This window comes from Microbacterium limosum (assembly GCF_036324365.1).
GTDB lineage: Bacteria > Actinomycetota > Actinomycetes > Actinomycetales > Microbacteriaceae > Microbacterium > Microbacterium limosum.
In genome coordinates, this window is sequence record NZ_CP137080.1 from 23,915 (window position 1) to 49,195 (window position 25,281).

At 70.5% G+C, this 25,281-nt stretch carries 24 protein-coding genes and 1 tRNA gene; 13 read left to right on the forward strand and 12 right to left on the reverse strand.

Features of this window, described 5'->3' with window-relative positions; genetic code table 11:
• Positions 1-3: 3 nt before the first annotated feature.
• Both RYJ27_RS00125 and RYJ27_RS00130 read right to left on the reverse strand, forming a co-directional pair.
• Complete coding sequence (locus tag RYJ27_RS00125; RefSeq protein WP_330170788.1) at positions 4-534, reverse strand: FHA domain-containing protein FhaB/FipA; 531 nt, start codon at positions 532-534, stop codon at positions 4-6.
• Entirely contained in the window at positions 531-1,277 is a 747-nt protein-coding gene (locus RYJ27_RS00130; protein WP_330170789.1) for a DUF3662 and FHA domain-containing protein, read from the reverse strand. Before RYJ27_RS00130 ends, RYJ27_RS00125 begins: the two co-directional genes overlap by 4 nt.
• Positions 1,278-1,426: 149 nt before the next feature.
• Between RYJ27_RS00130 and RYJ27_RS00135 the strand changes: the two genes are divergently transcribed.
• Positions 1,427-1,510 (forward strand) — tRNA-Leu (locus tag RYJ27_RS00135).
• Between the two features lie 369 nt (positions 1,511-1,879).
• Here RYJ27_RS00135 and RYJ27_RS00140 read toward each other — a convergent pair.
• The 6 genes from RYJ27_RS00140 to RYJ27_RS00165 form a co-directional block, all read right to left on the reverse strand.
• The gene (locus tag RYJ27_RS00140; RefSeq protein WP_330170790.1) at positions 1,880-2,371 is read right to left on the reverse strand and encodes a GNAT family N-acetyltransferase; all 492 of its coding nucleotides are present in this window, start codon (positions 2,369-2,371) and stop codon (positions 1,880-1,882) included.
• Positions 2,372-2,402: 31 nt separating this feature from the next.
• A complete protein-coding gene (locus RYJ27_RS00145; RefSeq protein WP_330170791.1) occupies positions 2,403-3,047 on the reverse strand; it encodes a GntR family transcriptional regulator in 645 nt (214 codons plus the stop codon).
• Positions 3,048-3,158: 111 nt separating this feature from the next.
• On the reverse strand, positions 3,159-5,228 hold the full coding sequence (locus RYJ27_RS00150; protein WP_330170792.1) for a bifunctional lysylphosphatidylglycerol flippase/synthetase MprF: 2,070 nt from the start codon (positions 5,226-5,228) through the stop codon (positions 3,159-3,161).
• 10 nt (positions 5,229-5,238) lie between these two features.
• The gene (locus RYJ27_RS00155; RefSeq protein ID WP_330170793.1) at positions 5,239-5,916 is read right to left on the reverse strand and encodes an HAD hydrolase-like protein; all 678 of its coding nucleotides are present in this window, start codon (positions 5,914-5,916) and stop codon (positions 5,239-5,241) included.
• A 32-nt stretch (positions 5,917-5,948) separates the two neighbouring features.
• On the reverse strand, positions 5,949-6,644 hold the full coding sequence (gene nucS / locus RYJ27_RS00160; RefSeq protein ID WP_330170794.1) for an endonuclease NucS: 696 nt from the start codon (positions 6,642-6,644) through the stop codon (positions 5,949-5,951).
• 9 nt (positions 6,645-6,653) lie between these two features.
• Positions 6,654-7,913 carry an MFS transporter gene (locus RYJ27_RS00165; RefSeq protein ID WP_330170795.1) on the reverse strand — a complete coding sequence of 420 codons (1,260 nt, stop codon included), beginning with the start codon at positions 7,911-7,913 and terminating at the stop codon, positions 6,654-6,656.
• 99 nt (positions 7,914-8,012) lie between these two features.
• Between RYJ27_RS00165 and RYJ27_RS00170 the strand changes: the two genes are divergently transcribed.
• The 7 genes from RYJ27_RS00170 to mnhG all read left to right on the forward strand — a co-directional run bounded on the left by RYJ27_RS00170 (position 8,013) and on the right by mnhG (position 15,409).
• The gene (locus RYJ27_RS00170) at positions 8,013-9,080 is read left to right on the forward strand and encodes a LacI family DNA-binding transcriptional regulator (RefSeq protein ID WP_422732845.1); all 1,068 of its coding nucleotides are present in this window, start codon (positions 8,013-8,015) and stop codon (positions 9,078-9,080) included.
• A gap of 112 nt (positions 9,081-9,192) precedes the next feature.
• A complete protein-coding gene (locus RYJ27_RS00175; protein WP_330170797.1) occupies positions 9,193-12,117 on the forward strand; it encodes a Na+/H+ antiporter subunit A in 2,925 nt (974 codons plus the stop codon).
• The gene (locus tag RYJ27_RS00180; RefSeq protein WP_330170798.1) at positions 12,117-12,638 is read left to right on the forward strand and encodes a Na(+)/H(+) antiporter subunit C; all 522 of its coding nucleotides are present in this window, start codon (positions 12,117-12,119) and stop codon (positions 12,636-12,638) included. Before RYJ27_RS00175 ends, RYJ27_RS00180 begins: the two co-directional genes overlap by 1 nt.
• Positions 12,635-14,188: a Na+/H+ antiporter subunit D gene (locus RYJ27_RS00185; protein WP_330170799.1), complete on the forward strand. Its 1,554-nt coding sequence runs from the start codon at positions 12,635-12,637 to the stop codon at positions 14,186-14,188. Before RYJ27_RS00180 ends, RYJ27_RS00185 begins: the two co-directional genes overlap by 4 nt.
• On the forward strand, positions 14,185-14,769 hold the full coding sequence (locus RYJ27_RS00190) for a Na+/H+ antiporter subunit E (RefSeq protein ID WP_330170800.1): 585 nt from the start codon (positions 14,185-14,187) through the stop codon (positions 14,767-14,769). The genes RYJ27_RS00185 and RYJ27_RS00190 overlap by 4 nt, the downstream gene beginning before the upstream one ends.
• Positions 14,766-15,032: an MrpF/PhaF family protein gene (locus RYJ27_RS00195; RefSeq protein ID WP_330170801.1), complete on the forward strand. Its 267-nt coding sequence runs from the start codon at positions 14,766-14,768 to the stop codon at positions 15,030-15,032. The genes RYJ27_RS00190 and RYJ27_RS00195 overlap by 4 nt, the downstream gene beginning before the upstream one ends.
• Positions 15,029-15,409, forward strand: a complete 381-nt coding sequence (gene mnhG / locus RYJ27_RS00200; RefSeq protein WP_330170802.1) for a monovalent cation/H(+) antiporter subunit G — start codon at positions 15,029-15,031, stop codon at positions 15,407-15,409. The genes RYJ27_RS00195 and mnhG overlap by 4 nt, the downstream gene beginning before the upstream one ends.
• Before the next feature lie 174 nt (positions 15,410-15,583).
• Here the strand turns inward: mnhG and ald are convergent, their stop codons facing one another.
• On the reverse strand, positions 15,584-16,681 hold the full coding sequence (gene ald / locus RYJ27_RS00205; protein WP_330170803.1) for an alanine dehydrogenase: 1,098 nt from the start codon (positions 16,679-16,681) through the stop codon (positions 15,584-15,586).
• A 115-nt stretch (positions 16,682-16,796) separates the two neighbouring features.
• Here ald and RYJ27_RS00210 point away from each other — a divergent pair, with 115 nt between their 5' ends.
• Complete coding sequence (locus RYJ27_RS00210) at positions 16,797-17,306, forward strand: Lrp/AsnC family transcriptional regulator (protein ID WP_330170804.1); 510 nt, start codon at positions 16,797-16,799, stop codon at positions 17,304-17,306.
• Positions 17,307-17,330: 24 nt separating this feature from the next.
• Here the strand turns inward: RYJ27_RS00210 and argG are convergent, their stop codons facing one another.
• Both argG and RYJ27_RS00220 read right to left on the reverse strand, forming a co-directional pair.
• Positions 17,331-18,773 (reverse strand): argininosuccinate synthase, encoded by a 1,443-nt coding sequence (gene argG, locus RYJ27_RS00215; protein WP_330170805.1) that lies wholly within the window; start codon positions 18,771-18,773, stop codon positions 17,331-17,333.
• A 10-nt stretch (positions 18,774-18,783) separates the two neighbouring features.
• Positions 18,784-19,527, reverse strand: coding sequence for a Pr6Pr family membrane protein (locus RYJ27_RS00220; protein WP_330170806.1), 744 nt, complete (start codon positions 19,525-19,527; stop codon positions 18,784-18,786).
• Positions 19,528-19,624: 97 nt separating this feature from the next.
• Between RYJ27_RS00220 and RYJ27_RS00225 the strand changes: the two genes are divergently transcribed.
• The gene (locus RYJ27_RS00225; RefSeq protein WP_330170807.1) at positions 19,625-20,911 is read left to right on the forward strand and encodes an adenylosuccinate synthase; all 1,287 of its coding nucleotides are present in this window, start codon (positions 19,625-19,627) and stop codon (positions 20,909-20,911) included.
• Between the two features lie 2 nt (positions 20,912-20,913).
• Positions 20,914-22,104, forward strand: coding sequence for a lactonase family protein (locus RYJ27_RS00230; protein ID WP_330170808.1), 1,191 nt, complete (start codon positions 20,914-20,916; stop codon positions 22,102-22,104).
• 18 nt (positions 22,105-22,122) lie between these two features.
• Here the strand turns inward: RYJ27_RS00230 and RYJ27_RS00235 are convergent, their stop codons facing one another.
• Complete coding sequence (locus RYJ27_RS00235; protein ID WP_330170809.1) at positions 22,123-23,226, reverse strand: AI-2E family transporter; 1,104 nt, start codon at positions 23,224-23,226, stop codon at positions 22,123-22,125.
• A gap of 41 nt (positions 23,227-23,267) precedes the next feature.
• Between RYJ27_RS00235 and RYJ27_RS00240 the strand changes: the two genes are divergently transcribed.
• Positions 23,268-23,579, forward strand: a complete 312-nt coding sequence (locus RYJ27_RS00240; protein ID WP_396662891.1) for a chorismate mutase — start codon at positions 23,268-23,270, stop codon at positions 23,577-23,579.
• 279 nt (positions 23,580-23,858) lie between these two features.
• Positions 23,859-25,238, forward strand: coding sequence for an aminomethyl transferase family protein (locus RYJ27_RS00245; RefSeq protein WP_330170810.1), 1,380 nt, complete (start codon positions 23,859-23,861; stop codon positions 25,236-25,238).
• Positions 25,239-25,281: the final 43 nt, after the last annotated feature.

Consider the following 25,281-nt stretch of genomic DNA (forward strand, 5'->3'; position numbering starts at 1 on the left):
GGCCTACTTCCGCAGCTCGAACGTCGTGGCGCCCACCTTGATGGGCGCACCGATCTGCACGGGCGTGGGCGTGTGCACGCGCGCGCCGTCGTGCCACGTTCCGTTGGTGGAATCGAGGTCCTGGATCATCCACTGATCTCCCCACAGCACGAGCCGCGCATGGTGGCTCGAGGTGTAGTCGTCGCGGATGACGAGGCCCGACTCGCTCGAGCGGCCGATCGTGAGGGGCTCGGTGCCGAGCGGAAGCTCGAGACCCGTCTTCGGGCCCGACGTGATGACGATGCGCTGCACCGTCTCGATGGTCGCCGCGCCGCCCTTGCCCGGCGAGGGGGCGCGGCGGGGGGCCGCGGCGGGTTCGGCTCGGGGTGCCGGTGTGGCCGGTGCGGGCGGCGCCGCGGCCTCGGCGGGAACCGGCATCTGCCGCACCTTCATCCCGAAGAGATCAGCGCGCATCGAATACACGACGACGAACACGAAGCCCCACAGCAGCACGAGGAAGCCGATGCGCAGGAGTAAGAGGGTGAGCTCGCTCATCCGCGCCCTCCTCTGTCCCGCGCGTCGAACACCTGGGTCGCGTCCGAGGGCCGCGGGGGTCGGGGCGGGGCGCTCGGACGCGCCTGCGCCACGACGCGGAACACGATCTGGGTGCGACCGATCCGGATGGTGGAGTCGGGGGTGAGCGGAGCCTCGCTGATCTTTCGACCGTCGAGCGTCGTGCCGTTCGTCGATCCCAGGTCGCGGACCATCGCGCGCTCGCCGTCCCACAGGATCTCGACGTGCTTGCGGCTGGTCCCGGAGTCGGCGAGTGTGATGTCGGCGTCGCTGCCGCGCCCGATGACGGTGCGACTGGCCGAGAGGGGATGCCGCGTGCCGTCGATATCGAGCACCGCGCGCCACGACACCTGACCCTCCTGGGTCGCGGAGGCGACGCGCAGGGTCCCGGGCGAGAGCTGCGGGTCCGCCGTGAGGGAGACGGAGACGGGGCCGGCGAACGAGTAGCCCTGCGCCTTGGCGTGGGACTCGACGAGCGTGTGGAGCTCGGTCAGCAGCGCGGTTCCGAGCCCCGCCATGCGCGCGTGGTCGTCGGGCGAGAGGGAGACCTCGAGCGTGTTGGGCGCGAGGATGCGGTCGCGGCTGACGACGGCGGCCTTCGTGTCGATCTCGCGGCGCAGGGCCGAGGCGATCTCGACAGGCTGGATGCCGCTGCGGAAGGTCTTCGCGAAGGCGCCGTTCACGGCGCGCTCGAGACCCTTCTCGAAGCTGTCAAGTAGTCCCACGGGGCTCCTCAGGCCGGGCGGATGGTAGGCCCATCGTAGCCAGCCACCCTGGCAGGGCCCGCAAAAGGGGTGCGGATGGCGGCGAAATGCGGGTTCGGCGCCGTGATATCCTCGGAAAGTTGAGGTGCGGGCGAAGGCCTTCTCTCGATGCGCGAGTGGCGGAATAGGTAGACGCGCTGGCTTCAGGTGCCAGTGCCCGCAAGGGCGTGGGGGTTCAAGTCCCCCCTCGCGCACAGTGTGTCCTGGGTCGCGACATCGTTTACGAACGTGTCGTGGCTCAGGGCTTTTTTGTGGGTTCAGCGGGTTGACGGTGACGGGCTGTCGGTGAGTCGGGTCATCGTGGACGGGGCGGTTCATGGCTGGCGGGGTTGGTAGTCGCGTGCCGGCTCCGGCGACCGCGAGCTGGCGTTGGTGGAGTCGCAGGAGTCGTACGCGAGCCCCCCGATGCAGTTCGCCGTCACGCGGGTGCGCTGACCCCGCCCCGAGGCAGGCGAACGCCCGAGGACAGGAGGATCCTGGGCGAATTCTCCTGTTCCGGGGCGAACGCCTGCGCCCGCCCTGCCACCGTGATCATGCCAGCGGGCGGGAATCTACAATGCCGCCTACCGGCCGTCGAGGGTGGGCAGGAGCGTGTAGACGAGTTCGTCCACGTCGTCCCCGACGCCCGGGGCGAAGACCGTCGAGCGGGAGACCTCGGTGAAGCCGCCGTGCTCGAGCACGGCGACCGCCGCACCATTGTGGGCGGCGACGCGCGCGTAGAGCGGCCGGTCGGGCTCACGGTCCACAAGGAGCCTCAGCGCCTCCGAGGCGACGCCGCGATGCCATGCGTGTGCGGCGATCCAGAGCGTCACCTCGCGGTCGTCGTCGACCGTGAACAGCGCCGCCGTGCCGGCGAACCCGCCGTCTTCGGTGACCACGAACATGTCGACGCCCGGCGCATCGCGATGACGCACGATCCACTCGTCGAACTCGGCGCGGTCGTCGGGGTGCTCGGCGGTGAAGGCAGCCATCCGCCGCGCGTCTGGTTCGCGCATCATCTCGAAGATCGCGTCGAGGTCGTCGTCCTCGACACCGCGCAGGGACACGTGGGCCATGACGGACACCCTACGCGCGGCCGCGCCTCTGTCAGGCCAGACCGTGCTGGTCGCGCACGATCCGCTCTGCCTCGTCGGCGTCGCGGGTCTGGACGGCCCGATGCAGCGACCGGAACGATTCGGCGGCGCGCTCGCTGTCTCCGTCGTAGGGGAGCCAAGCGCCTACGACGCGGATGACGGGGACGTGGGTCTCGCGGATGACCGACGTCAGCATCCGGTTGCCGCTCGCGATGGTCGAGATGCGGTGGAAGGCGACCATGCGCTCCATGAACCGGGCGGGATCGGCCGCCTCGGCGGCATCCACGATCTCATCGATCAGACCGCAGAGCTCCGCGATCTTGGCGTCGTCCGCACGCCGGACGGCCTGCCGGAGCGCGGCGGCCGAGACGTAGCCGATGTACTCGGTCGCCTCCGCGGCGGCGGCGTCGTCGGGGGTCGTGACCCGCGTGTAGCGGTGGGCCGCGATCTCGACCAGCCCCTGTCGTTCGAGGCGCTGGATCGCCTCCCGCACGGGCGTGCGGGAGATGCCGTACAGCTGGGCGATCTCGACGTCGCGGATGTGCTCGCCACCGGCGAGGCGTCCGTTGACGATGGCGCTGGCGAGGAGGTCGTAGACCTCGTCGGCAAGGGCGGAGCCGTGGGCTTCCAGACGACGTTCGGGCGCGTCAAGGGGCATGGTGGAGCAGCCTTCGTTAGAGGCATGGCGGGAGAACCGCCGTTCGGGTGGTGGCGTCATCATACGACGGCGATCGCGCCGTCGCACATACGCGGCCCGTTCGGCGGCGGGTCACCCGTGGCGCACCATGTCGATCCCGGCCGCGGCGAACTGGCGGAGCGTGGCGTCGGGGAGGAAGGCCCGGGTGAGCCCGGCGGCGATCACCGGCAGGTCGCCCTCGTCGCGGTACAGGAGGTAGATCGGCTCGTAGCGAGGGTTGAACTTGGTCTTGAACCGATGCAGGGAGCGGAACCCGTAGACGGGCTCGAGCGCCTCGGACAACGACGACAGCAACCCGGCGATCGCGCCCTCGTCGCGTGTGGCCTCGTGGGCCAGGGGGGCGCCCGACAGCGACAGGACGCTCGCCCCCTCCGCCGCGAAGTCGCGCGCGGATGCCCCGATCAGATACTCCATCACCGGCCCGAAACCGCCCTCGCGCCGACGCATGAGATCGAGGGTCCAGCCGCGGATCGTCCCCTCCGGCCCGAAGACCGGCAGCCACGAGAGGAACCCGTCGACGTCGCCGTTGGGCGCGATCGCGAGCGCCAGGCGCACCTCGGGGTCCTCCGCCTCCTGCAGGGTGCCCAGCGTGAAGCGCATCTCGGGCAGGCCCTTGTCGCCGACCCAGGACTCCGAGATGGCGCGGATCTGCTGGCGCACACCCCACGGCTCGTCGCCGAGGCGGGTCAGGCGGAACGACATCCCGTCGCGCTCGCCGCGGTTGAGGGCCTGGCGCACCGACGACCACGCCTTGCCGGTGAAGGCGAGGCCCTCGAGGTCGACGATCGTGTCGTCGGCGATGATCAGCGATCGCCATCCGGCGGGCGCCGCGTCGTGTGTCGCCGCGCCGCAGCTGAAGAAGCAGGGCGCCAGACCGGCGTTCTCGCTCTCTCGCACGAAATCGCGCACGGAACCGGGGATCGTCTCCGGAGCCCCGAGGGGATCGGCGAGGGCGATCGCCGCCCCCAGGCGCTCCTGGAAGGGGACGAGACCCCCCTCGGTGCGCAGGTAGCGCAGTCCGTCCCACGTGGCCATCCACGAAAGGGTCCCGCCGCCGTCGGCGCGGATCAGGTCGCGGACGTCGTCGGCGGTGACCGGCGCCTGGCCCGCGAAGCGCTTGCGACGGCGTACCCGGAACGCGCGGCGAGTCGCGATGAGGTAGACGCAGAAGCCCGCCCACAGGATCGTCGTGGCGAGGGTGGCGTCGGGATCGCCGTAGCCGTCGTGCATCTCCCGCGGTGCGGCGATGAACAGGGCGATGATCACCGCCGCCACCGCCAGGTTGACCCCCGACCAGATGACGGAGAGCACCCACGCCCAGCGGCGGCCGCCTCGCAGGCCGCCGCCGACGAGCAGTATGACGACCGTGTCGATCGCGACGTCCAGCCAGGGCCCCGCGAGGGGCTCGGTGGGGCCGAACGGGCCGTCGGTGGGGAGCACGAGGGTGAGGATCTGGATGACGCCGAGCGAGACGATGATGGCGAACGCGAGCAGACGCTGCTCGCGCACCGTCGTGCGCTGGATGCGGAACGAGCGGTCGACGAAGAGCACCAGCAGGATCGCGAAGGCGTGCTCGACGTCTGCGAGGTCGCCGAGCAGGAACATGCTGATCGCGGCATACGCGAAGACGATCACCCAGCCGCGCTGCCGCCAGGGCGCCGCGAGGAGGCCGATCGCGGCCGCGATGCAGGCCATCGAGCCGCCCGACGGTCCGACATCCAGCTGCAGCGCCAGGGCGTCCGCCCAGGGCCACGGCAGCAGGCTCCCCAGCATGAGGAATGCGGACGCGGCGAAGATCGCGAACAGTTGACCGAAGGCGAAGTAGAGCAGGGCGACGCGGGAGCCCCGGCGCCACTCGAGGTACGCCATCCCGGCGAAGCTGAGGAGCGTGGGGATGTACACCAGAGGGTGCGCGACGAAGAAGGTGCCGGTGAGGGGCGTCCACCAGCGACCCTGCTCGAGGGCGGGCAGGCCGTAGGCGATCGCGTCGAACCAGGGCTGCTCGCGAGTCGGCACCCAAAGTCCCTGACCTATCGCGCCGACCGCGATCAGGAGGAGGACGAGCGCGAGCGTGGCGGGGATGCGGTGCAGCACTCGCGCCGCGCGCGAGGGAGGGGATGCCGTGGCGGGGGACGCGGTCACGCGCCCCAGGCTAGCGAGCCGGGGGTAGCAGGAGGGAGCGAAGCGCCGAGACGTCGTCGGCGACCGCAGCCGCGCCCTCGGACTCGTGCGGCCAGCTGAAGCCCCACCGCACGAAGATGACGGGCAGGCCGTGCTCGGCGCCGCCCTCGACGTCGTGGTGCCGGTCGCCGACGAGCACGGGTCGCGAGGTGTCGATGCCCGCGGCATCCAGGCGTCGCAGCGCCTCGGCGACGATGTCGGCCTTGCGGCTCAGCGTGCGCTCGTCGGGCGTCGCGCCCACGAGGGTCGCGAAGCAGGGCTCGAGGGCGAAATGCTCCATGAGTATGCGCACCTGGCGTTCCGGCTTGCTGCTCGCGGTCGCCTGCGGCACACCGGCATCCGAAAGCTCGTGGATGAGGTCGGCCATGCCGTCGAAAACCTTGGCTCCCGCGGTGAAGCCCTCCGCTGCGCCGAGCTCGCGGTACCAGCTGACGGCGGTGGCGGCCAGCTCGGGGTCCATGCCTGCCTGCGCCTGGAAGGACTCGAACATCGGGGGGCCGATCCAGTGAACCAGCTCGGCGCGGGTCGGCGCGGGTCGGCCGAAGTGCTCGAGGGTGGTCGTCAGCCGGCGCAGGATCCCCTCCGACGCATCGATGATCGTGCCGTCGACGTCCCAGAGGACGCAGGACCAGGGGGATTTCTCGGGCATGTCACCCAGCCTATGGGGGCGGGCGGACGTGCTCAGAACAGCCGGGGCGCCCCGGAGTCGATCCCCTTCATCTCGTCGTAGTCGAGAGTGAGGCAGCGGATGCCGCGGTCGGTGGCCAGCACGCGGGCCTGCGGCTTGATCTCCTGGGCCGCGAACACGCCGCGCACGGGAGCGAGATGGGGGTCGCGCCCCAGCAGCTCGAGGTAGCGGGTGAGCTGCTCGACGCCGTCGATGTCGCCGCGCCGTTTCACCTCCACCGCAATCGTGCCGCCGGCCGGGTCGCGCACGAGGAGGTCGACGGGTCCGATCGCGGTGGGGAACTCCCGCCGGACGAGGGCCACCCCTTCGCCGATCAGCCCCACCTGCTCGGCGAGCAGCCGCTGCAGGTCGGCCTCGACGCCGTCCTTCTGCAGCCCCGGGTCCATTCCCAGCTCATGGGCGGAGTCGTGCAGCACCTCGTAGATGCTGACGAGGAGCGCGTCGCCGCTCTTGCCGTGGGTGACCCGCCACCGTTCGATGACGCCGACGGACGTAGCCTCCTCGTCGGGCTCCTCCCGCACGAGAGTGCACGGCGGGCTCATCCAGTTGAGGGGCTTGTAGCTGCCGCCGTCGGAGTGCACGAGCAGGCTGCCGTCGCTCTTGTGCATCAGCAGACGCGTGGCGAGCGGGAGGTGGGCACTCAGACGACCGGAGTAATCGACGGAGCAGCGGGCGATGACGAGGCGCACCGCACGAGCCTAACGGCGCCGTCGGCGACGGGGGGACGTGTCGGCGGCGCTGCCCGCGAGGGGACGCGCGGCCCCCGAGGCGAAGCCCGACACCACGATGAGCGCGACGACCACGTACAGGGTGTTGAGCAGCCCGACGTGCTCGCTGATGAGGCCGAGGATCGGAGGGCCGCACAGGAACGCGACATAGCCGATCGTGGCCGCGGCGCTCACCCGCGCCGCCGCGCGCGCCGGGTCGTCCGCGGCTGCGGACATGCCGAGGGGGAATCCCAGCGACGTGCCCGCCCCCCACAGCGCCGCGCCGACGAACACCAGCGGCACCGTCGGCGCGAGGATGAAGAGGAGGAGCCCGAGGGCCGAGGTGAGAGCGAGCACGCGCAGCACGGCGACACGGCCGAAGCGGTCGACCAGCGGGCCGCCGAACAACCGCACGACGGTCATGCTCACGGAGAAGACGGCGAGCCCGACGGCTCCCAGGGCCTCCTCGCCGCCGTGTCCTTCCACGACGCCGAGCGCGAGCCAGTCGTTGGCCCCGCCCTCGGCGAACGACATGCCCAGCATGACCAGCCCGAGCGCATAGGTGCGCGGCTCGCGCCACGCGGAGAGCGCGACATCAAGCCGTGCGCGCCACCCCTGCGGCGCGGCCGGGTCGTCGGGGGCGTCGGGATCCATCGTGGCTGCGCGCGGGGGGACCTGCGCGATGCTGACGAGGGCGATCGCGCCGATCACCGCCGCGATCGCGAGCGTGTGTGCGAGGACGCCGGTGCCCGTGGCGGCTGCGAGGGCCCCGATGCCGGCCCCGATCACGGTCCCGAAGCTGAAGAAGGCGTGGAAGAGCGGCAGAATCGTCTTCTGCACCTGCTTCTCGATGGCCGCGCCCTCGACGTTCATCATCACGTCCACTGCCCCGTTGCCGAGGCCGAAGAGGACCAGCCCGAGCACGACGACGGCGTAGGACGGCACGAGGTCGGTGCCGATGCCGATGGTGGCGACGCCCGCGCCGAAGGTGAGCATCGCGCCGAGCATCCCGCGCCGGGCACCGAAGCGGGCGAGGATGACGGAGCTGAGCGAGAGTCCCGCGATCGAGGCGATGCCCGCCATCAGGAGCATGAGACCGACCTGGATGTTGTCGATGCCGAGGGCGTCCTTGATCGCGGGCACCCGCGACGCCCAGGTGGCGATCGAGAGGCCGCTGGCCGTGAAGATCGCGAAGATCGCCAGGCGCCACCGGCGCAGGGTCGTCTCAGCGAGGGGGGAAGCGGTGCTCACCGCGCCAGTATATCGAATCGATTCGATACCTGCGCCGAAGGGGGCTACCATCGAGGAACCGCACCCCGATCCCGGCGCGATCCGCTCGACGGAGGAATCATGGCGTCAAGACGCCCGACGATCGCCGACGTGGCACAGGCCGCAGGCGTGTCCCCGTCGACCGCGTCCCTGGTCTTCAGTGGCCGCGGCAGGGTGAGCGACGCGACCCGTGATCGAGTGCTCGCCGCGGCGAGCGAACTCGACTACACGGGTCCGGACCCCCGCGCGGCGTCGCTGCGGCGCGGTCGCAGCGGCGTCGTCGGCGTCGTCTTCGAGGGGCGCCTCGGCAGCGCCTTCCTCGATCCGGTCAACACCGTGATGATGGACGGCCTGGCCGAGGGGGTCGCGCCCCTGGGTGCCGGACTGCTGCTGCTGCGGGACGATGCCCCGGCGGAGACGATCGACGGCCCACCGCCCGCGTCGCTCGAGACGGCCCCCGTCGACGCCGTCGTGCTGGTCGGATGCAGCGGACGCCTCACGCAGTCGCTCGACACGGTGCGCCGTCGCGGCATCCCCGTCGTGGTGATCGAGGGGGATGCGGGAGACGGGATCCCGCGCATCGAGCTCGACAACACGGAGGCGCAGCGGCAGGCCGCCAGTCACCTGCGCACGCTCGGGCACGAGCGCGTGACGATCCTCACCCTGCCCTGGACGGCCGAACGGGTGGCGGGGTGGCACGACGCCTCGCGGGAGCGACCCGTCGTCGACGTGACGCGCGACAGGCTCGCGGGTGCGCGCGACGTGTATCCGGATGCCGCGGTGTTCGCGGCGCGGGAAAGCACGATCGATGCGGGTGTGGAGGCCGCCCGCGTCATCCTCGGCACCGAACCGGGCGATGCGCCCACCGCGGTCATCGCGCAGAGCGATCTGCTCGCGGCGGGAGTCATCCGCGCCGCCGTCCAGCGCGGGCTGCGGATTCCGGAGGACCTGAGCGTCACGGGCTTCGATGGCGTGCGGCTCGACGGCTTCGCGCCCTATGTGCTGACCACGCTGGAGCAGCCCGCCGCCGCGAAGGGCCGCGCCGCCGGTAAGGCGGTGGCGCGGATGCTGGCGGGCGACGTGGCGCCCTCGATCCGGTTCACCTGCGCGTTCCGCGCGGGCAATACGACCGCTCCTCCGCGCGGCTGAGTCCCGGCCCCGCCTCGACCCGAGGGCGGGGCGCCTGCGGGCGGTCCCGTAGGATGGGAGGACGACGCCCGCCCCGAGCCACCGCCGGGCCGACGAGACCGAGGAGACGCCCATGCTGCTGATCCTCGCGCTGTTCTGCCTGACGCCGCTGCTGATGCCGGTGCTCGTCCGCTGGATGGGGGCGCGAGCGTTCTACGTGTCGGCGCTCATCACGGCCGGCGCGTTCGCCCACGCCGTGGTGCTGGGTCCGGAGGTGATTGCGGGCGGTATTCCGTTCGAGACATATCACTGGATCCCCACGCTCGATATCCAGATCTCGATGCGGATGGACGTGCTCGGCTGGATCATGACGCTCGTCGTCACCGGCGTGGGGGCGCTGGTCATGCTCTACTGCCGCTGGTACTTCCGAGGGAAGACGGAGGGGCTCGGGCAGTTCTCCGCCGTCCTGCTGGCCTTCGCGGGCGCGATGTACGGGCTGGTGCTGACCGACGACATCGTCGTGCTCGTGATGTTCTGGGAGATCACGAGCGTTCTCTCGTACCTTCTCATCGGCTACTACCACCGGCGCGCTGGCAGCCGCCGCTCGGCCCTCCAGGCGCTCCTGGTGACGACCCTGGGCGGACTGGTCATGCTGATCGGGGTCGTGCTGATCGTCGTCGACACGGGCACGTCGAGCCTCTCCACGATCCTGTCCCTGGCGCCCGCCGGACCGGTGATCGACGCCGCCCTCGTGCTGCTGCTCGTCGGCGCCCTCAGCAAGTCCGCCATCTTCCCGTTCCACTTCTGGCTGCCGGGCGCGATGGCCGCACCCACCCCCGTCAGCGCTTACCTGCACGCCGCGGCGATGGTGAAGGCGGGCATCTATCTCATCGCCCGGCTGGCTCCCGTCTTCGCGGACGCACCGGTCTGGCGGCCGCTCGTCATCGGCCTCGGCGTCTTCACGATGCTGCTCGGGGGCTTCCAGGCGCTCCGCGAGCGCGACCTGAAGCGCATCCTCGCGTTCGGGACGGTCAGCCAGCTGGGCTTCCTCACGGTCGTCCTGGGCTTGGGCACGAGGGACGCCGCGCTCGCCGGGCTCGCGCTGCTGCTCGCCCACGCCCTCTTCAAGTCCTGCCTCTTCCTCGTCGTGGGAGTCATCGACCGCCAGCTGTCCACGCGCGATGTCGACGAGCTGTCGGGCCTGTGGCGGCAGGCGCCCACCCTCGCCATCACGTCTGCCGTCGCCATCGCCTCGATGGCCGGGGTGATACCCACGCTCGGCTTCGTCGCGAAGGAGGGCGCGCTCACGGCCCTGCTGGATGCCGCGACGGCGGGGGACGCGTGGGGACTGGTCGCCCTCATCGGCGTGGTCCTCGGATCGGCGCTGACGGCGGCCTATGGACTCCGCTTCCTCTGGGGCGCCTTCGCGACCAAGCGCGGGGTCGCCCCGACGGCGTGGCCGGACCCGCCCCTCGGCTTCCTCTCCGCGCCCGTCGCGCTCGCGGCCCTTACGCTCGCCGGCGGATTCGCCGCCCCCTGGCTGGACGTCGCCCTCACGCCCTACGCCGACACCGCGCCCGCCGCGCCGGCCGGCGTCGCCGCGCCCGAGTACGCCTACCATCTCGCGCTCTGGCACGGTCTAGAGCCGGCGCTCTTCCTCTCCCTCGGCACGCTGATCGTGGGGGCCGTGGTCTTCTGGCTCGCCCTGCGAGTCGGCTTCGACCGACGCACGCGGGCGTTGCCCGTCACGGCCGCCGACATCTACAACATGGCGCTGCGAACGGTCGACCGGCTCTCCGTCATCACCACGACCTTCACGCAGCGCGGCTCGCTCCCGATCTACGTCGGCACGATCTTCGTCGTCCTGGTGGCCGCCGAAGGCACCGTCATCCTCGCCTCTCCGACGTGGCGCGCCCAGCTGGAGGCCTGGCAGTCGCCGTGGCAGCTGCTCGTCGCCCCCGTCATGATCGCCGCCGGCATCTTCGCGGTGCGGGCGCGCAAGCGCTTCTCGGGCGTCGTGCTCGTCTCGGGCACGGGGCTCGGGATGGTCGTCCTCTTCGCCACGAGCGGGGCGCCCGACCTCGCGCTCACGCAGGTGCTGATCGAGACCGTGACACTCGTGGCCTTCGCCCTCGTGCTGCGCCGGCTCCCGGCCCGCATGGGCGATCACAACGCCTCCGTCGCGCCCATCTTCCGCGGCGTGCTCGCTCTCGCCGTCGGCGCGACGATGGCGATGATCGCGATCATCGCGACCGGCGCCCGGATCCACGTTCCGATCTCGGAGCCGTGGCCCGAGCTGGCCTACGAGATCGGTTACGGCCAGAACGTCGTCAACGTCGCGCTGGTCGACATCCGCGGGTGGGACACGATGGGCGAGCTGTCGGTGCTCATCCTCGCGGCGACGGGTGTGGCATCCCTCGTCTTCGTCACCAACCGCTCGGACAACCTGCAGTCCCTCACCTCGGGTCTTCCCGTCGCGCCTCGCCGCCGTTCCCGGCGTCCGCTCGTCGAGACGGTCGACGGGCCGCGCCCCCAGACCGGAGCGACCCCGACGCAGCCGCGCACGTGGCTGCTCGGCGGGCAGCGACTGCGGCCGGAGAGCCGGTCGCTCATCCTCGAGGTCGTCGTGCGGGTGCTCTTCCACTCGATCATCGTCGTCTCGATCGATCTTCTGTTCGCCGGCCACAACCTCCCCGGTGGAGGCTTCGCGGGCGGGCTGGTCGCGGGCATGGCGCTCGTCATGCGCTACGTCGCGGGAGGCCGGTACGAACTCGGGGTGGCGGCGCCCACCGACGCCGGAATGCTCCTCGGCGTCGGCATGACGATCGCCGTCAGCTGCGCCATCGTCCCCCTCTTCTTCGGTGCGGCCCCCCTCACGAGCACGTACTGGGAGGGCGAGCTGCCGCTGCTCGGCCACGTGGAGTTCGTCACGACGACGATCTTCGACGTCGGGGTCTACCTGGTCGTCATCGGCCTCGTGCTCGACGTGCTGCGCAGCCTCGGTGCCGAGGTCGACCGGCAGGCGCAGTCGGCCCGCCGGCAGGAGGTGAGCGTCTGATGGATGTCTCGCTCGTCCTCATCGTGATCATGGGTGCGCTCTTCGCGTGCGGCGTCTACGCGATGCTGGAGCGCAGCCTCACGCGCGTCCTGATCGGCTTCCTGCTGCTGGGCAACGCCGCGAACCTGCTGCTGCTGATCGTGCTCGGCGCGCCGGGTGCCGCGCCGTTCTACGGCACCGAGGGCGTCTCCGATCCGTTGCCGCAGGCGCTCACGCTCACGGCGATCGTCATCACCTTCGCCGTGTCGGCCTTCCTGCTCGCGCTGATCTACCGCTCGTGGCAGTTGGGCACGGCCGATACGGTCGTCGACGACGAGACCGACATCGCCCTGCGCGAGCGGACGCCCGACACCGACGAGGGCATGGACGAGGGCGCGGATGCCGAGGCATCCACCGACTTCGTCGGCGTCGACACGGCGCCCATCACGGTGCTGCACAGCCGTGACTTCTCCGCGCTGCACGACGACGCCCCGACGGACCGGCCCTACGTCGGTCGCGACGAAGAGGGGGAGCGGTCATGAGCGCCCTCATCCCGCTGCTCGTCACGCTGCCGTTCCTCGGAGCGGCGGTCACGCTGATCTTCGGACGCCGCCCGCGCCTGCAGGTGGCCGTGTCGGTGGTAACGCTCTCGCTCGTCGTCGTGATCGCGAGCGTGCTGCTGGCGACGGTGGACCAGGGGGCCCCGATCGCGGTATCGGTCGGGGGGTGGCCGATTCCCATCGGCATCGTGCTCTACGTCGACCGCCTGGCGGCGCTTCTGGTGCTGGTCTCGAGCATCGTGCTGATCGCCGTCCTGCTGTTCTCCGTCGGTCAGGGTGCCGCCGACGGCGACCAGGAGACGCCGGTGTCGATCTTCTATCCCTCGTACCTGATCCTCTCGGCCGGGATCTTCACGGCGTTCGTCGCGGGCGACCTCTTCAACCTCTACGTGGGCTTCGAGATCCTGCTCGTGGCGTCGTACGTGCTGATAACCCTGGGCAGCACGGAGTCCCGCATCCGCGCGGGCGTCGTCTACATCGTCGTCTCGCTCGTGTCGTCGATCCTCTTCCTGTCGGCGATCGCCGTGATCTACGGCGCGCTCGGCACGGTCAACATGGCGCAGATCGCCGATCGCATGGCCGAGCTCCCCGGCGAGGTGCAGATGGTCCTGCACCTGCTGCTGCTCGTCGCGTTCGCGATCAAGGCGGCCGTCTTCCCGCTGTCCTTCTGGCTGCCCGACTCCTATCCCACGGCGCCGGCGCCGGTGACGGCGGTGTTCGCCGGCCTGCTCACCAAGGTGGGCGTCTACGCCATCATCCGCACCGAGACCCAGCTCTTCCCCGGTTCCGACGTCAACATGCTGCTCATGGTCATCGCGCTGGCGACGATGATCGTCGGCGTGCTCGGCGCGGTCGCCCAGGCGGAGCTCAAGCGGATCCTGTCGTTCACGCTCGTGAGCCACGTCGGCTACATGATCTTCGGGCTCGCCATCGCGACTCCCGAGGCCTACGGCGCGACGATCTACTACATGGTCCACCACATCATCGTGCAGACGACCCTGTTCCTCGCCGTGGGGCTCGTCGAACGTCGCGCCGGCAGCACGTCGATCCTTCGCGTGAAGGGGCTCATGCGTGCCGCCCCCGTCATCGCGGTTCTCTTCTTCATCCCCGCGGTCAACCTCGGCGGCCTGCCGCCGTTCTCGGGCTTCATCGGCAAGTTCGCCCTCTTCGAAGCCGCCGCGGAGGTGGGCACGCCGGTCATGATGGTGCTGATCGTGGGCGGCATCGTGACCTCGCTGCTGACCCTGTACGCCCTGATGCGGGCGTGGAACCTCGCCTTCTGGCGCGAGGAGGACGACTCCGCCGAGACCGAGGCGCGCATCGCCTACCTGGGCGATGCGCCGGCCGCCGGCGTCGAGACGGGCCGTCGGGTCACGCCGCGGATCATGACGGGGGCGACCGCCCTGATGGTGTCAGCGACCGTGGCGCTGACCGTCTTCGCCGGTCCGCTGCTCGAGATCTGCATGCGAGCCGGTGAAGGCCTGGCGCAGCCCGTGGTCATCACACAGCTGAATGAGGAGGCCGAGCAATGAGCGGCTCTCCGCGCACGCACCGCAGCACCCTCTGGGTCCAGCTGCCCTTCTTCCTGTGGCTGATCGCCCTGTGGATGCTGCTGTGGGGGCAGTTCACCGTGCTCGCCTTCATCACGGGGCTCGCCGTGGCCGTCGTCGTCACCCGCGTGTTCCGGCTGCCTCCCGTCGAGCTGTCGGGGCGGGTCAACGTCTGGTACGGGCTCGTCTTCGTCGTCACGTTCCTCGCGGCGCTCGTGCGCGGCTCGCTGCTGGTGGCGTGGCAGGTCCTCGATCCGCGAAAGCTGCCGGGCACGGCGATCATCGCCGTGCCCCTGCGGGTGGACGACGACCTCATCATGACCCACACGGGCGTGACCGCGTCGCTCATCCCGGGATCGCTCATCGTCGAGGCGGACCGCGAACGCCGCGTGCTCTACCTGCATGTCATCGGGGTGGACTCCGACGCGGACGTCGAGAAGCAGCGTCGTGCCGTCCTCGGGTGGGAGGCGCGCATCGTCCGCGCCGTCGGCTCCCGGGGGCAGCTCGAGCTCATCCGTCGCAGCGGCATCGACACACCGCGGAAGGGAGGGGCTCCCACGTGAGCGTCGTGATCATCGTCATCCTCGTGCTGTTCGTCGCGGCGGCCCTGCTCGCGCTCGTCCGCATCGTGCGCGGCCCGTCCATCCTCGACCGCGTCGTGGCCGCCGATGTCCTCCTCACCGAGGTGATGTGCATCATCGGGGCCGAGATGGTCATCAACCACCACACCCGCAGCCTTACGCTGCTGCTTATCATCGCCGCCGCCGGGGTGTTCGGATCCATCTCGGTCGCCCGCTTCGTCGCCAGAAGGGACAACCCGCGATGACGGATGACGTGGTCTTCGACCTGCCGGCGGTGCTCGACGGCGCCGCGATCGTGCTGGTGTTCATCGGTGCGGTGCTGTGCCTCACGGCCTCGATCGGCCTGCTGCGCTTCCGTGACGTACCCAGCCGTCTCCACGCCGCGACGAAGCCGCAGGTGCTCGGCCTCATCCTCATCTGCATCGCCGTCGCGCTGTCGCTGCGCTCGTGGGCGGCGCTCGCATTCCTCGTGCCGGTCGTGGTGTTCCAGCTCGCTACTGCCCCCCTGTCGGCGCACATGGTCGCCCGCGCCGCGTATCGCAACGGCACCTTCGACGAGCGCGGGCTGCATGTCGACGAGCTGCGGGAGTCGAAGGAGACGCCGCCCGCCGCCGGCGGCTGAGCCCGTCCGTCCGGACCTGGGCGGGCGCCCGCGTGACCGCAGCGGACAACACTCCGGAGAAGTATGCTCTGCGCGGGACGCGGACCCCGTCGTTCCGGGGAGGCCGACGGCGCGGACGCGGTTGTCTCCGGAGTGTTGTCGGGCTGCGGCGCGCGGCCGAGATGATCCCGCGCGTCAGCCGTCGGCGGGAAGGCCGAACGCCGCCGCGACCGCGGCGTTCACGATGGCGCCCGCGCGGGTGTTCAGGCCGGCTGCGAGAGCAGGATCGGCGTGCAGGGCGCGGTCGACGCCGCGGTCGGCCAGGGCCAGCAGGTACGGCAGGGTGGCACCCGTGAGGGAACGGGTGGACGTCACCGGGACGGCGCCCGGCATGTTCGCGACGCAGTAGTAGAGGGAGTCGTGCACGGCGAAGGTCGGGGCGTCGTGGGTCGTGGGGCGGGAACCCTCGAAGCATCCGCCCTGGTCGATCGCGATGTCCACCAGCACGGACCCCGGCTTCATCGCCGCCACCGTGTCGTCGGCCACCAGGCGCGGCGCGGCCGCCCCCGGAACCAGGACGGCGCCGACGACGAGATCGGCGCGCCGCACCTGCTCGGCGATCTCGTAGCGGCTCGAGACGCGGGTCTGCAGCGCCGTGCCGTAGCGCTTCTCGAGCTCGCGCAACCGGGGCAGGGACACGTCGATGACGGTCACGCCCGCGCCGAGTCCCAGGGCGTTCACGATGGCGCTCTCGCCGGCGACCCCGCCGCCGATCACGACGACCTCGGCGCGGGGCACGCCCGCCACGCCGCCGACGAGCGTCCCCCGTCCGCCCGCGGGGCGCATGAGCGTCTGCGCGCCGACGATGACGGAGAGCCGACCGGCGATCTCGCTCATGGGCGTCAGCAGGGGCAGGCTCCGATCACCCGCCTGCACCGTCTCGTACGCGATCGCCGTCGTTCCCGCGGCGCAGAGGGCTTCGGTGAGGGGTCGGTCGGCGGCGAGGTGCAGGTACGCGAAGAGGGCGAGGTCCTCGCGCAGGTAGCCGTACTCGGCGGCGACCGGCTCCTTCACCTTCGTCACGAGTTCCGCGTCGTGCCACACATCGGCGGCATCCGGCACGATGATCGCGCCCGCGGCGGCGAAGTCCTCGTCGCGGACGCCCGCACCCAGGCCCGCCCCCGCCTGAACCAGGACGGTGTGCCCGTGCGCCGCGAGCGCATCCACGCCCGCGGGCATGATGGCGACCCGGTACTCGCCGTTCTTGATCTCGGTGGGGATGCCGATCCTCATGCTGCTCCCTCGCTGGGTGACCCGATGCGAGCTCCAGGTTCGCAGGCGCGCCCCCGTTCGGCCACTGCGCGCGAAAGACATTCGGCCGGGCGGCCTTCCCCGTAGGCTTCGGTGCATGGATGACGGAGCACACGCCGGGTTGCCGAATTATCTACGGTCATTCACGGTGGATGCCGTGGATGTCGAGATCATCCGCATCCTCGCCGCCGACGGCCGCATCACCAACGTCGATCTCGCCGCAGCCCTCGGCCTCGCCCCCTCGACCGTGCACGCGCGCGTGCGCTCCCTGGTCGAGCGGGGGGTGATCACGGGCTTCCATGCGGCCGTCGATCAGCGGGCGCTCGGCAAGGGGCTGCAAGCGATCATCGGGGTGACGCTGCGACCCGGGGCGCGGGCCGGCAGCATCCGCGCGTTCGCGGACGACGTGCGACGTCTGCCGCAGGTGCTGCAGGTGTGGTTCGTCGGCGGGACCGACGACTTCCTCGTGCACATCGCGGTCGAGGGAACGTCTCAGATGAGGGAGTTCGTGGTCGAGCATCTGTCGGCGCAGCAGAGCGTCGCCTCGACGCGAACGAGCATCGTGTTCGAATATCACCGCAATACGGTGACGGCGCCCTTCCGCTGAGTCCTTCCCCTCCCGCGGGCCGGGTCAGTCGGTGCCGGCGTCGAAGGCCGCGCTCTCCGAGGCGCCCTCCACGGCGTCCGCGAGCGCGTCGCGGTCCGCGTCGTGCGGCGTCGCGCTCTCGATGATGTCGTCGGCTCCCCCCGCGGAGATCTGCCCGACGAGCGCTCCCGTGGCCCCGCCGATGAGGCCGAGACCCGCGTACTGCTCGAGGCGCGAGCGGGAGTCCGCGATGTCGAGGTTGCGCATCGTGAGCTGGCCGATGCGGTCGATCGGACCGAACGCGGCATCCCCCACCCGCTCCATCGACAGCTTCTCCGGCGCGTAGGAGAGGTTGGGACTCGTCGTGTCGAGGATCGTGTAGTCGTCGCCGCGGCGCAGGCGCAGCGTGACCGAGCCGTTGATCGTCGAGCCGACCCACTTCTGGATCGACTCGCGCAGCATGAGCGACTGGGGGTCGAGCCAGCGGCCCTCGTACATGAGGCGTCCGAGGCGACGGCCCTGCGCGTGGTAGGTCGCGAGGGTGTCTTCGTTGAGGATGCCGTTGACCAGGCGCTCGTAGGCGATGAACAGCAGGGCCATTCCCGGCGCCTCGTAGATGCCGCGCGACTTCGCCTCGATGATGCGGTTCTCGATCTGGTCGCTCATGCCGAGGCCGTGGCGTCCGCCGATCGTGTTCGCCTCGCGCACGAGAGCGACGGGGTCGCCGTACTCGACGCCGTTGATGGCCACCGGCCGGCCGGCCTCGAAAGTGATCGTGACGTCCTCGGTCGCGATCGCGACCGAGGAGTCCCAGAAGCGCACGCCCATGATGGGCTCGACGGTCTCGAGCGAGACGTCGAGGTGCTCGAGGGTCTTGGCCTCGTGCGTCGCGCCCCAGATGTTCGCATCGGTCGAGTACGCCTTCTCGGCGGAGTCGCGGTACGGGAAGCCGTGGGCGACGAGCCACTCGCTCATCTCGGTGCGGCCGCCGAGCTCCGTGACGAAGGTTGCGTCGAGCCACGGCTTGTAGATGCGCAGGCGGGGATTGGCGAGGAGGCCGTAGCGGTAGAACCGCTCGATGTCGTTGCCCTTGTAGGTGGAGCCGTCGCCCCAGATGTCGACCCCGTCCTCCTTCATGGCGCGCACGAGGAGGGTGCCCGTGACGGCACGACCGAGCGGGGTCGTATTGAAGTAGGTCTTCCCGCCCGAGCGGATGTGGAACGCGCCGCACGCCAGGGCGACGAAGCCCTCCTCGACGAGCGGGGCCTTCGCGTCGATCAGGCGCGAGATCTCGGCGCCGTACTCGAGGGCCCGGCCGGGGATCGCCTCGATGTCCGGCTCGTCGGGCTGGCCGAGGTCGCCCGTGTACGTGCAGGGGACGGCGCCCTTGTCACGCATCCAGGCGACGGCGACGGAGGTGTCCAGGCCCCCCGAGAAAGCGATGCCGACGCGCTCGCCGACGGGGAGGGACTGAAGGACCTTCGACATGCGCTCAAGTCTAGTGATCGCGCGCGGTGCTCCCCGGCCGCGAGCGGACCGGCCCGGGGGTGGATGCCGCGGCCGCCGCCGCGCGCCAGCGTCCGATCGCGATCACCCCTGTCGCGACCACGATGATCCCCACCGCGATGCCGACCACGTAGGCGGTCACGCCGAGGTATCCGCCCGCGACGGCGTTCGGGTCGAGGAAAGGATACGGATACCAGTACGGGACCCCGGTGCCCGGGTTCGTGATGAAGGGGGCGCGAGCGAGCGTGTAGAGCGCCCACACGACGGGGTAGATCGCCACGATCCCGGCGGCCGACCAGCCGAGCGCGCGCCGACGGTACCCGACCAGCGCGTCCACGAGCATGAACACGGGGATCCACACGTGGAGGATCTCGTTCGACCAGCCGACGACCGCGCCCGGCGCCTGCTCGATGCCGCGCAGCAGGAGATTGTAGACCACCCCGGTGACGATCATGTAGGTCGCGACGCACGTGAGCAGGACCGCGAACCACCGCGGCTCCTGCAGGCGATCGTGCCGGTGCCGGATGGCCCAGACGGCGCCCACCACCAGCGTCACGGCGGTGGCGAGGTTGGACTGGATCGTGAAGAAGCTGAAGAAGTTCGCGACCATCGTGGGGAGGTCGGACCCGTAGGGCGTCGTGCTCACGAGCGCGAGGGAGAAGGAACGCTCGAACTGTGCGAAGACGGCGGCGACGCCGGCCAGCGCGACGATGATGCGCACGACGGGGTAGAACATGACCCTCCTGCTCGTCGACGACGGGCCAAGAATACTGGCCCGGTAGGATCGACAAGCGCGTTCTGCGCCCGTCCCCCACCCATGAGGAGCCCTCCACATGCCAGGAATCGTCATCGTCGGCGTCCAGTGGGGCGACGAGGGCAAGGGCAAGGCCACCGATCTGCTCGGCGAGCGCACCGACTGGGTGGTCAAGTTCAACGGCGGCAACAACGCCGGTCACACCGTCGTGATCGGCGACGAGAAGTACGCGTTGCACCTGCTGCCCTCCGGCATCCTCTCGCCCGGCGTCAACGCCGTCATCGGCAACGGCGTCGTCGTCGATCTCGAGGTGCTCTTCTACGAGCTCGAGGCGCTCCACGCCCGCGGCGTGGACACTTCGCGCCTGAGGATCAGCGCGAACGCGCACATCATCACGCAGTACCACCGCACGCTCGACAAGGTCACCGAGCGCTTCCTCGGCAAGCGTCAGATCGGCACGACGGGCCGGGGCATCGGTCCCGCGTACGCCGACAAGATCAACCGCGTCGGCATCCGCGTGCAGGATCTCTTCGACGAGAACATCCTCCGGCAGAAGGTCGAGGGCGCCCTCGACCAGAAGAACCACCTCCTCGTCAAGGTTTTCAACCGCCGCGCGATCACCGTCGACGAGATCGTGGAGGATCTGCTCTCCTACGCCGAGCGCGTGCGCCCGATCGTCGCCGACACCGGTCTCCTGCTCAGCGAGGCGCTGGACGCCGGCGAGGTCGTCGTCTTCGAGGGCGGACAGGCGACGATGCTCGACGTCGATCACGGCACCTACCCGTTCGTGACCTCGTCCTCGGCCACGGCCGGTGGCGCGGCGACCGGTTCGGGCATCGGCCCCAATCGCATCGACCGCATCGTGGGAATCGTCAAGGCCTACACGACCCGCGTCGGGTCGGGCCCGTTCCCCACCGAGCTGTTCGACGAGAGCGGCGACTGGCTCCGCTCGCGCGGGTTCGAGTTCGGCACCACCACCGGTCGTCCGCGGCGCGTGGGCTGGTACGACGCACCCATCACGCGCTACGCGACCCGCATCAACGGGATCACCGATCTCGTGCTCACGAAGCTCGACATCCTCACGGGGCTCGATCAGATTCCGGTGTGCGTCGCCTACGACGTCGACGGGGAGCGGTTCGACGAGGTGCCCGTCAACCAGACCGACTTCCACCACGCCAAGCCGATCCTCGAGTACTTCCCCGGGTGGAAGGAAGACATCACCGGCGCCCGGGCGTTCGGGGACCTGCCGGTCGCCGCTCAGGACTACGTGCTCGCCCTCGAGAAGATGAGCGGCACGCGCATCTCGGTGATCGGCGTCGGGGCGGCCCGCGACGCCGTCGTCGTGCGCCACGATCTGCTGGACTGACCGTGCTGCTCTGGCTCGGCGGCTGGGGCGCGGCGATGGACTCCGCCGCCGAGGGCATCGGGGTGCTCGCGGCCGGTGAGGCGGATGCCGGGACGGCGGGCGGCCCGCTCGGTTTCGTCGGCACGGCGGCGCGCGCCGAGTCCCCGTCGTGGCTGGCCGCGCACCCCGTGCGCGACGTCGTCTACGCGGCCCTCGAGAGCGAGGGCCGCGTGCAGGCCTTCCGCCGCACGGACGAGGCGAGCCTCGCGCCGCTCGGCCGCCCGGTCGAGGTGGGCGAGGCCGTCTGTCACGTCGCCGTGTCGCCGGATGCCGGGTTCCTCGTCGCGACGTGCTGGGGCGACGGCCGCGTCGTGCGCGTGGCCCTCTCCCCCGAGGGAGCGCCCGGCGATATCGCGGCGGCCGCCGCCGCGACGGATCCGCATGCGCCGGAACGCGCCGATCGGGCGGATGCCGCGGCATCCACCGGCCCCGCCGACATCGACCTGCGCGCCGCCGTCCGCGCCCTGCGCGAGGCCGCAGGGGAGGAGTACGCGCACCTCGTCCCCGCGATCGACGAGCCCGCGGATCATCCCGGCTCCCCGCAGACGCAGGAGCGCGTCTCGCGGGCCCACGCCAGCTTGTTCCTCCCTGACGGGCGCATCGCGACGACCGACCTCGGCTTCGACCTCGTGCGCATCTGGCGCCGCGGCACCGACGGGCTGCGCGCCGACCACGAGGTCGTCCTGCCCGCGGGCTCGGGACCGCGGCACCTCGTGTGGCACCCGAGCGGCCATGTCTACGTCGTGACGGAGTTCTCACGCGAGGTGTTCGTGCTCGCGGCCGACGAGACGGGACGGTGGCGGCTCGTCGCGGGAGCCGCGGCATCCGCGGCATCCCTCCCCGACGACACCGGCGCCGAGATCACGCTCTCCCGCGACGGGGAGTACGTCTATGCGGGCCTGAGGGGCAGCAACACGATCGCCGTGCTGCGCGTGCGGGGCGGTGGCGAGTCGCTCGCCCCGGTGGCCCTCGTCGATGCCGGGGTCGACTGGCCGCGCCATCACCTCGTGGTGCGCGACACGCTGCTCGTGGCCGGTCAGCGCTCCAACGACGTGGTGTCGATGAGCCTCGACATCCGCACCGGCGTGCCCGGGCGCGTGCGCCATCGCACCGCGGCGCCGTCGCCGACGCGGCTGCTGCCCGCACGCCCCTGAGCCCTCCGACGATGCCCGTCAGACTTTGGCGTCCTGCCGCGGTACCCAGACCTGCTTGATGATCAGCAGGATGGATGCCGAGACCGGGATCGCGACGAGGGCGCCGATCAGCCCGAGCAGCGTGCCGCCGACGAGCGCGCCGATCACCACGAGCGCGCCCGGGATCTCGATCGTGCGGTTCATGACCCGCGGCGTCAGCACGTATGCCTCGACCTGTATGTACGCCAGGTACAGGCCCGCGAAGATGAGGGCCGTGACGGGGTCGGAGAAGAGCGCGATCACGCTCGCGATGATCCAGTAGAGCACCGGTCCGATGAGCGGGATCAGCGTGATGAGGAAGGCCACGACGGCCATGAGCGCCGGGAACGGCAGCCCGAGGATGAGGTGCAGGATGAACGCGAAGATCGCGTTCGCCATCGCGAGCACGACCATGCCGATGAGGTATCCGCCGATCGAGCCGGTGATCTGCTCGGTCATCGTCTCCAGGCCCGGGCGGTTGCGCGCGGGCGCGAGGCGGTAGAAGGCCTGCTTGATCGCCGGCATCGAAGCGATGAAATAGAGCGTCAGGACGAGGGTGATGAACGCGCCCGAGATGCCCGACACGATCGAGATGCCCACCTGCACCGCGCCGCCGCCGATCGCGGCGATGTTACCGGGGTCGGTGAGGAACGACTCGATGTTGTTGACGATGTCGGGCACGGCGGCGCCGAACTGCGCCTGCAGGAAGGCGAACCACTCCGACTGCTCGGCGGCGGTGACGAGCCCCGGGATGTCGCGGATGAACTGAGAGATCTGCTCCACGACCGTGGGGATCACGAGCCACAGGATGCCGACGAGGACGACGGCGACGCCGAGGAAGACGATTGCGATGGCCCATCCGCGCTTGACGCCGCGGTTCATAAGCCAGTCGACGACGGGCTCGAGACCCAGCGCGGCGAAGAGTGCCAGCACGATGTAGATGATCACGGTGGCGAGGTTGCTGGCCGCGAGCCCCAGGAGAAGTGCCGCGAGACCGCCGAGGGTGAGGGTGAAGCCCACGGTGAAGGGGCGGTCGATCTTCGCCCAGAACGAGCGGATCCCCGACGACGAGGAGGGGTGCGCGGGGGGCGCGGGGTCGGTCATGGTCACACTCTAGGGCGGTCGGGCCCGGTACCCTCGACACCGTGAGCGAATCGGTGACCGGGAACGAGGAGGCGCGCGCCGAGCTGCTCCGGCTGCGCGCGAGCATCGACAACATCGACGCGGCGCTGGTGTACATGCTGGCCGAGCGGTTCCGGTGCACGAAGCAGGTCGGCGTGCTCAAGGCCACCCACGAGATGCCCCCCTCCGATCCCGCCCGCGAGGAGCACCAGGTCGCCCGGCTCCGCCGGCTGGCCCTGGACGCCGACCTCGATCCCGCCTTCGCCGAGAAGTGGTTCAACTTCGTCGTCGCCGAGGTCATCCACCACCACGAGCAGGCGGCCAACGGGCGCTGAGGCTCCGCACCCGCTCTGCATATCGGCGCCCGCCCACTCGGGCGACCGCAGTGAGCCACTGTCCGCCGGTCCGATCGCCAGACGCCGGATGTTCCGATGAGCGAGACGCTTGCCGTCCGTATCGATCAGCGAGACGGGCCCGTGACGACGGAACGCGCCTCCAGTAACGTCCCGAGCCAGTTGGGCGCCCGCGGACCATCCCGGACGCCGTTGTCGAGCGATGAGGCTCCGGTGACCGAACCCTCCCGCTCGTCCCGAAACGAGGAAACGAGGAAACGGATGGGATCGCTGACCGAGGCCGTGAAGAAGGCCGGAAGCCCAGTGGAGCTGCTCCGCAATTCGACGGCGAGCCCGCAGGTCGTGCCGATCGAGGTGCCCCGCGAGTACACCAACTGGGAATCGGAGCAGCTCGCGTGGCACACCACGTGCGGACTTCTCGACCAGAGTCACCACATGGTGACCATCACGCTCGAAGGGCCGGACCTCGTGCCGTTCCTGGCGCGCATCGGCATCAACACATTCGCCAACTTCGGCGTCAACCGCGCGAAGCAGCTCGTCGCGTGCTCCCCCGATGGCTTCCTCATCGGCCAGGGGATCCTGTTCCGCATCTCCGAGGAGAAGGCGATCCTCGTCGGCCCGTGGGGCGTCATGGACTGGGTCGAGTATCAGTACGCGATCACCCCGAACAGGCTCCGCTTCCGCCGCGAGGGCACCTCGTTCTCGCGTGCAGGGGACCCCGAGTACTTCCGCTACGAGGTGCAGGGACCCACCGCGCCCGACGTCGTCCGCGACTTGCTCGGGGGCGAGCTCCCCGAGCTCGGCTTCTTCCACATGTCTCAGGCGAGCGTCTACGGCCGGGAGATCACCTTCCTCCGGCACGGCATGGTCGGCCAGCCCGGCTACGAGATCTTCGGCAAGTGGGAGGACAAGGACGTCGTCACGCGTGCCCTCCTCGCCGCCGGCGAGAAGCACGGGATGACTCGCACGGGCGCCTACGCCTACTTCACCACCGCTGTCTACTCGGGATACCTGCCGGGCGTCCTGCCCGCGATCTACACGAGCCCCGAGCTCGCCGACTACCGTGACTGGCTGAGCGATCGGTCGTTCGAGGCGACGGCGCCGCTCGGCGGCAGCTTCTTCTCCGACAACGTCGAGGACTACTACCTCACCCCGTTCGCGCTCGGCTACGACCGAGCGCTGAAGTTCGACCACGACTTCATCGGCCGCGAGGCGCTGCAGAGGATGGTCGACGACGGCGTCCCGGCCCGGAAGAAGAAGGTCACGCTGATCTGGAACCCCGACGACGTCGCATCGATCTATCGCTCGTGGTTCAACGAGGGCGAGAACGCGAAGATGCTGCAGCTGCCCGGCGGACCCGGCTACACGACCTTCCGATACGACTCGGTGCGCGCCGACGGGGTTCACGTCGGGACCTCGGGATACCCGGGCGCGGCGTCGATCTACCGGAAGGTGCTCTCGGTCGCGATCCTCGACAGCGAGTACGCCGTCGAGGGGCGAGAGCTGACTCTGCTGTGGGGCGAGGAGCCGAACTCGGGCAAGGCCCGCGTGGAGAGCCACCGCCAGAAGGAGATCCGCGTCACCGTCGCGCCCGCGCCTTACAGCGACTACGCGCGGACCGACTACCGCACGAAAGCGTGACGAGACCGGCGCCGCCTTCGGGCGGCGCCGGTTTCCCTTTCCA

What these genes read in the sequence shown, in the direction of transcription:
- ald (WP_330170803.1), bottom strand. Translation starts at nt 16,681, where the DNA reads ATGAGGATCGGCATCCCCACCGAGATCAAGAACGGCGAGTACCGGGTC.
- RYJ27_RS00235 (WP_330170809.1), bottom strand. Translation starts at nt 23,226, where the DNA reads ATGACCGACCCCGCGCCCCCCGCGCACCCCTCCTCGTCGTCGGGGATC.
- argG (WP_330170805.1), bottom strand. Translation starts at nt 18,773, where the DNA reads ATGTCGAAGGTCCTTCAGTCCCTCCCCGTCGGCGAGCGCGTCGGCATC.
- RYJ27_RS00180 (WP_330170798.1), top strand. Translation starts at nt 12,117, where the DNA reads ATGGATGTCTCGCTCGTCCTCATCGTGATCATGGGTGCGCTCTTCGCG.
- RYJ27_RS00190 (WP_330170800.1), top strand. Translation starts at nt 14,185, where the DNA reads ATGAGCGGCTCTCCGCGCACGCACCGCAGCACCCTCTGGGTCCAGCTG.
- RYJ27_RS00210 (WP_330170804.1), top strand. Translation starts at nt 16,797, where the DNA reads ATGGATGACGGAGCACACGCCGGGTTGCCGAATTATCTACGGTCATTC.
- RYJ27_RS00125 (WP_330170788.1), bottom strand. Translation starts at nt 534, where the DNA reads ATGAGCGAGCTCACCCTCTTACTCCTGCGCATCGGCTTCCTCGTGCTG.
- RYJ27_RS00170 (WP_422732845.1), top strand. Translation starts at nt 8,013, where the DNA reads ATGGCGTCAAGACGCCCGACGATCGCCGACGTGGCACAGGCCGCAGGC.
- RYJ27_RS00185 (WP_330170799.1), top strand. Translation starts at nt 12,635, where the DNA reads ATGAGCGCCCTCATCCCGCTGCTCGTCACGCTGCCGTTCCTCGGAGCG.
- RYJ27_RS00145 (WP_330170791.1), bottom strand. Translation starts at nt 3,047, where the DNA reads ATGCCCCTTGACGCGCCCGAACGTCGTCTGGAAGCCCACGGCTCCGCC.
- RYJ27_RS00175 (WP_330170797.1), top strand. Translation starts at nt 9,193, where the DNA reads ATGCTGCTGATCCTCGCGCTGTTCTGCCTGACGCCGCTGCTGATGCCG.
- RYJ27_RS00245 (WP_330170810.1), top strand. Translation starts at nt 23,859, where the DNA reads ATGGGATCGCTGACCGAGGCCGTGAAGAAGGCCGGAAGCCCAGTGGAG.
- RYJ27_RS00155 (WP_330170793.1), bottom strand. Translation starts at nt 5,916, where the DNA reads ATGCCCGAGAAATCCCCCTGGTCCTGCGTCCTCTGGGACGTCGACGGC.
- mnhG (WP_330170802.1), top strand. Translation starts at nt 15,029, where the DNA reads ATGACGGATGACGTGGTCTTCGACCTGCCGGCGGTGCTCGACGGCGCC.
- RYJ27_RS00220 (WP_330170806.1), bottom strand. Translation starts at nt 19,527, where the DNA reads ATGTTCTACCCCGTCGTGCGCATCATCGTCGCGCTGGCCGGCGTCGCC.
- RYJ27_RS00225 (WP_330170807.1), top strand. Translation starts at nt 19,625, where the DNA reads ATGCCAGGAATCGTCATCGTCGGCGTCCAGTGGGGCGACGAGGGCAAG.
- RYJ27_RS00140 (WP_330170790.1), bottom strand. Translation starts at nt 2,371, where the DNA reads ATGGCCCACGTGTCCCTGCGCGGTGTCGAGGACGACGACCTCGACGCG.